The organism is uncultured Amnibacterium sp. (assembly GCF_964244015.1).
Lineage (GTDB): Bacteria > Actinomycetota > Actinomycetes > Actinomycetales > Microbacteriaceae > Amnibacterium.
The window spans coordinates 1-4,911 of record NZ_CAXTHO010000169.1 but is presented as its reverse complement, the minus strand read 5'-3'; the positions used below and the strand labels follow the sequence as shown (position 1 = coordinate 4,911).

Annotated in this window: 5 protein-coding genes; all 5 read left to right on the top strand. The window is 70.7% G+C overall.

The features are described 5' to 3' along the window. The first annotated feature begins 155 nt into the window (after positions 1-155). Positions 156-977, top strand: coding sequence for an FKBP-type peptidyl-prolyl cis-trans isomerase (locus tag ACFE67_RS14050; RefSeq protein ID WP_375407498.1), 822 nt, complete (start codon positions 156-158; stop codon positions 975-977). 79 nt (positions 978-1,056) lie between these two features. Further along, positions 1,057-1,527: an OsmC family protein gene (locus ACFE67_RS14045; RefSeq protein ID WP_375407497.1), complete on the top strand. Its 471-nt coding sequence runs from the start codon at positions 1,057-1,059 to the stop codon at positions 1,525-1,527. After that, positions 1,520-2,620 (top strand): 1-deoxy-D-xylulose-5-phosphate reductoisomerase, encoded by a 1,101-nt coding sequence (locus tag ACFE67_RS14040; protein WP_375407496.1) that lies wholly within the window; start codon positions 1,520-1,522, stop codon positions 2,618-2,620. The genes ACFE67_RS14045 and ACFE67_RS14040 overlap by 8 nt, the downstream gene beginning before the upstream one ends. Before the next feature lie 55 nt (positions 2,621-2,675). Then, positions 2,676-4,115 carry an RIP metalloprotease gene (locus tag ACFE67_RS14035; RefSeq protein ID WP_375407495.1) on the top strand — a complete coding sequence of 480 codons (1,440 nt, stop codon included), beginning with the start codon at positions 2,676-2,678 and terminating at the stop codon, positions 4,113-4,115. Between the two features lie 197 nt (positions 4,116-4,312). After that, positions 4,313-4,911, top strand: a 599-nt coding sequence (locus ACFE67_RS14030) for a flavodoxin-dependent (E)-4-hydroxy-3-methylbut-2-enyl-diphosphate synthase (RefSeq protein WP_375407494.1), incomplete at its 3' end; no start/stop codon positions are given.

Here is a 4,911-nt window from a genome sequence, read left to right as displayed (position 1 = left end):
CCCTCACCGCCGTGAGCGCCGTCGCCCTCCTCGCGGGCTGCTCGACAGGAGGCTCCACGGCGAAGACGTCGTCGCCCGCCCCCTCCGCCTCGGCGCCATCGACCACCGCTGCGCTCGCCTGCCCGGCCTCCGGATCCGCTTCCGAGGCGGTCACGGTGAGCGGCTCCGCCAGTGCGGAGCCGAAGGTGACCTTCCCGACCGCCACCACGGTCACGACGACGCAGCGCACGACGGTCACGGCCGGCAGCGGTGCTCCGGTGAAGCAGGGCGACAGCGTGACGCTCGCGTACGCGATGTACGACGGCGCCTCGGGCAAGAAGATCGACAGCCGCGGCTGGACGACGACCAGCAGGCAGGTGTTCCCGGTCGACGGGACGAAGGTGCTGCCGGGCTTCGCGCAGTCCATCGTCTGCGCGAAGGAGGGCGACCGCATCGTCGCCGTCATCCCCGCCTCGCAGGCGTTCGGCACGGCCGGGTCGGAGCAGATCGGGGTGGCCGGCGGCGACTCGATCGTCTTCGTCGCCGAGATCTTCGGCCACTCGCCCGTCAAGGCGACCGGCGCCTCCAAAGCGCTGCCGTCCGGCTTCCCGCAGGTGACGCTCGCGGCGAACGGCGCCCCGACGGTCAAGATCCCCGCCACGACCCCGCCGACGAAGCTCGAGATCGCGGCCAGCAAGGTCGGCACGGGAACCACCGTGAAGAGCGGCGACTCGGTGACGGTGCAGTACCAGGGCGTGCTCTGGCGGACCGGCGCGATCTTCGACCAGTCCTGGGGCAAGAGCCCGACCACGTTCGCGACGACGCAGGTGGTGAGCGGGTTCGGGAAGGCGCTCGTCGGCCAGAAGGTCGGCTCGCAGGTCGTCGCGATCATCCCTCCCGCCGACGGCTACGGCACGACCGGCAGCACGGACGGCACGATCAAGGGCACCGACACGATGGTGTTCGTGATCGACATCCTGGCCGACGCGCGCAGCTGACCCGCCCCGCTGGTCTCGAGGCTCGCTGCGCTCGCACCGCGACCAGCGGGGGTCAGTGCGCTGACCTACGCTCGAGGGCGTGGCTTCCGAGCATTCGTACGCGCTCGCCGCGGAGTGGACCGGGAACCGGGGCACCGGCACGACCGGCTACCGCGAGTACGGCAGGGACGTGGTCCTGCGCATCGACGGCAAGCCCGACCTGCTGGCGAGCGCCGACACCCCGTTCCGCGGTGACGCGGACCGGTGGAACCCGGAGGAGCTGCTGCTCGCGGCCCTGAGCGAGTGCCACCTGCTCTCCTACCTCCACGTCGCCGTGAACCACGGCGTCGTCGTCACCGGGTACACGGATACGGCGATCGGCGAGATGCTGGTCACGCCCGACGGCGCGGGGCACTTCACCCGCGTCGACCTGCATCCCCGCGTCGAGCTCGCGGACGAGTCGCAGCGCTCGCTCGCCGACTCCCTGCACGCGGAGGCGAACCGGCTCTGCTTCATCGCGAACTCGGTGAACTTCCCCGTGCACCACGCGCCGGTCGCGCCCCATGAGTGAGGGTGCAGCGAGGCGCATCCTCCTGCTCGGCTCCACCGGCTCGATCGGCACGCAGACGCTCGACGTGATCGCGGCGAACCGCGACCGGTTCGAGGTCGTCGGCCTCGCCGCCGGCCGCAACCGGGCGCTGCTCGACGAGCAGGCGGAGCGCTTCGGCGTGTCTGCGCTCGCGCTGGGGGCGGAGGACGCGGAGCGGCTCGTCCAGGACGTCGAGGCCGATGTGATCATCAACGGCATCACGGGGGCCGCCGGGCTGGGCCCGACGATCGCGGCGCTCGAGACGGACGCCGTGCTCGGGCTCGCGAACAAGGAGTCGCTGATCATCGGCGGACCGGTCGTGAAGCCGCTGATGGCGCCCGGCAGGGTCGTCCCGGTCGACAGCGAGCACTCCGCGATCGCGCAGTGCCTCGCCTCCGGGACCCACGGCGAGGTGCGACGGCTGGTCATCACCGCGTCCGGTGGGCCGTTCCGCGGACGATCGAAGGCCGAGCTGCACTCGGTCACGCCGCAGCAGGCGCTCGCGCATCCGACCTGGTCGATGGGCCTGATGATCACGACGAACTCGGCGACCCTCATCAACAAGGGCCTCGAGGTCATCGAGGCGCACCTGCTGTTCGACGTGCCGTTCGACGCGATCGACGTGGTGGTGCACCCGCAGTCGATCGTGCACTCGATGGTGGAGTTCACCGACGGCGCGACGATCGCGCAGGCGTCGCCGCCCGACATGCGGCTGCCGATCTCCCTCGCGCTCGATGCGCCGCGACGGATCCCCGGCGTCGGAGCGCCGCTCGACTGGACGACCCCGCAGTCCTGGACGTTCGAGCCGCTCGACGAGGTCGCGTTCCCCGCTGTCGCGCTCGCGAAACAGGTCGGCGCGGTCGGAGGTACCAGACCTGCCGTCTTCAACGCCGCGAACGAGCAGGCCGTGTATGCGTTCCACGCCGGCCGGCTCGCGTTCCTCGACATCGTGCCGCTGATCGAGACGGTGCTGTCGAACGTCCAGGAGGAGGCGGGTCCGCCGGACCTCGCGGCCGTGCTCGACGCCGACCGCAGGGCCCGGGAGGCCGCGGACCGGTTGATCGGCGCTTCATAGCGGAGCGCCGTCGGGTCGCGCGGCGCTGCTGGATGCGGGACGTACCCTTCTCGCCGTGACCGAGCCCCTCCTGTACCTCGCCGGGGTCCTCGTGATCCTCGTCGGCGTGGTCCTCTCCATCGGCCTGCACGAGGTCGGGCACCTCGTTCCCGCGAAGCTGTTCGGCGTCCGCGTGACGCAGTACATGATCGGCTTCGGCAAGACCGTCTTCTCGCGCACGAAGGGCGAGACCGAGTACGGCATCAAGGCGATCCCGCTCGGCGGCTACATCTCGATGGTGGGGATGTTCCCGCCGGCGGCAGGCGGGAACGATAAGCGCAGGCCGCCGGCGAAAGCGGCGAAGAAGGGGCGCCTGTTCGAAGGGCGTCCGCCCGCGACCGTCGGGGAGGGCGTGGAGGAGGTCGTCGAGGCTCCGTCGCGCGCCCGTACCGCGTCGACCGGGTTCTTCAACACCCTCGTGCAGGACGCCCGCGACACGAGCCAGGACCAGATCGCGCCCGGCGAGGAGCACCGCGCGTTCTATCACCTGGCCGTCTGGAAGCGCGTCGTGATCATGCTCGGCGGTCCGAGCGTCAACCTGATCCTCGGGATCCTGTTCACCGCGATCCTGCTGATGGGATTCGGCGTCCTCACGCCGACGACGACCGTGGCGTCGATCTCGCAGTGCATCGTGCCCGCGACGCAGACGAAGACCACCTGCTCCGCCTCCGACGTCGCCGCTCCCGCCGCGGGCACCGCGCTGAAACCCGGCGACCGCATCACCGCGATCGGCAGCACGCCGGTCAGCACCTGGTCGGACGTGACCGCGATCATCCGCACCTCCGCCGGGAAGCGGCTCGACCTGACGATCGCGGCGAAGGACGGCACGACGAAGCGCATCGCCGTCACCCCCGCCACGAACGTCATCGCCGTGACGAACGACGCCGGCACGGTGCAGAAGAACGCCGACGGCACCACCAAGACGCAGACGGTCGGCTTCATCGGGATCAGCTCGACGGAGGCGCTGCAGCAGCAGAGTGCCACCGCCGTGATCCCGGCGGTGTGGAACAACGTCACCTCCGTCGCCGGGGTGATCGTGAACCTGCCGGCCCGCCTGGTCGGCGTCGCGCAGGCGGCGTTCGGCGCGGGGGAGCGCGACCCGAACGGGCCCATCAGCGTCGTCGGCGTCGGCCGGGTCGCCGGCGAGATCGCCGCGAATCCGCAGATCACGGTCACGTCCAAGCTGGCCAGCCTGATCGGCATCCTCGGCAGCCTGAACATCGCGCTGTTCACGTTCAACCTGATCCCGCTGCTGCCGCTCGACGGTGGCCACGTGATCGGCGCGCTGTGGGAGGGGCTGCGACGTCAGGTCGCGAGGCTCTTCGGCCGCCGGGACCCGGGCCCCGTCGACACCGCGAAGCTGATGCCGCTCACGTTCGCGGTCGCCATCCTCCTGGGCGGCATGAGCGTGCTGCTGATCTACGCGGACCTGGTCCGCCCCATCCAGATCTTCTGAGTCGGCGGGTCTCGAGGCTCGCCGGCGCTCGCACCTCGACCAGCGGGCGTGGCGAGTTCCGGTGGTCGAGGTGCGAGCGGAGCGAGCCTCGAGACCACGCGGCACGTGGTCCGCGTGCATCGGTCGGCCCATCGAGACCACCGCTGCACAGGTGCCCACCCTGGGCCGCGTAGCCTGAAGCGTTGCAAGGAGGTGCCGTGCCCGCACTCAACATCGGGTTGCCGAAGCCCAAGCCCGCGGTGCTCGCGCCGCGGCGGAAGTCCCGCCAGATCAAGGTCGGGAAGGTGCTCGTCGGCGGCGACGCGCAGGTCAGCGTGCAGTCGATGTGCACGACACCGACGACCGACATCAACAGCACGCTGCAGCAGATCGCCGAGCTCACCGCCTCCGGCTGCGACATCGTGCGCGTCGCCGTGCCCTCCCGCGACGATGCGGAGGCGCTGCCGATCATCGCGAAGAAGAGCCAGATCCCGGTCATCGCCGACATCCACTTCCAGCCGGCCTACGTGTTCGCCGCGATCGACGCGGGCTGCGCGGCCGTGCGCGTGAACCCCGGCAACATCCGCAAGTTCGACGACCAGGTCGGCGCGATCGCGAAGGCGGCGAAGGCCGCGGGCGTGTCCATCCGCATCGGCGTGAACGCCGGCTCGCTGGAGCCGAGCATCATGCAGAAGTACGGCAAGGCGACCCCGGAGGCGCTCGTCGAGAGCGCCGTCTGGGAGGCGGGCCTCTTCGAGGAGCACGACTTCCACGACTTCAAGATCTCGGTCAAGCACAACGACCCGGTGATCATGGT

Bases quoted from the DNA above. Each gene is read 5' to 3' on its own strand.
- ACFE67_RS14040 (WP_375407496.1), top strand. From the start codon at position 1,520: ATGAGTGAGGGTGCAGCGAGGCGCATCCTCCTGCTCGGCTCCACCGGC.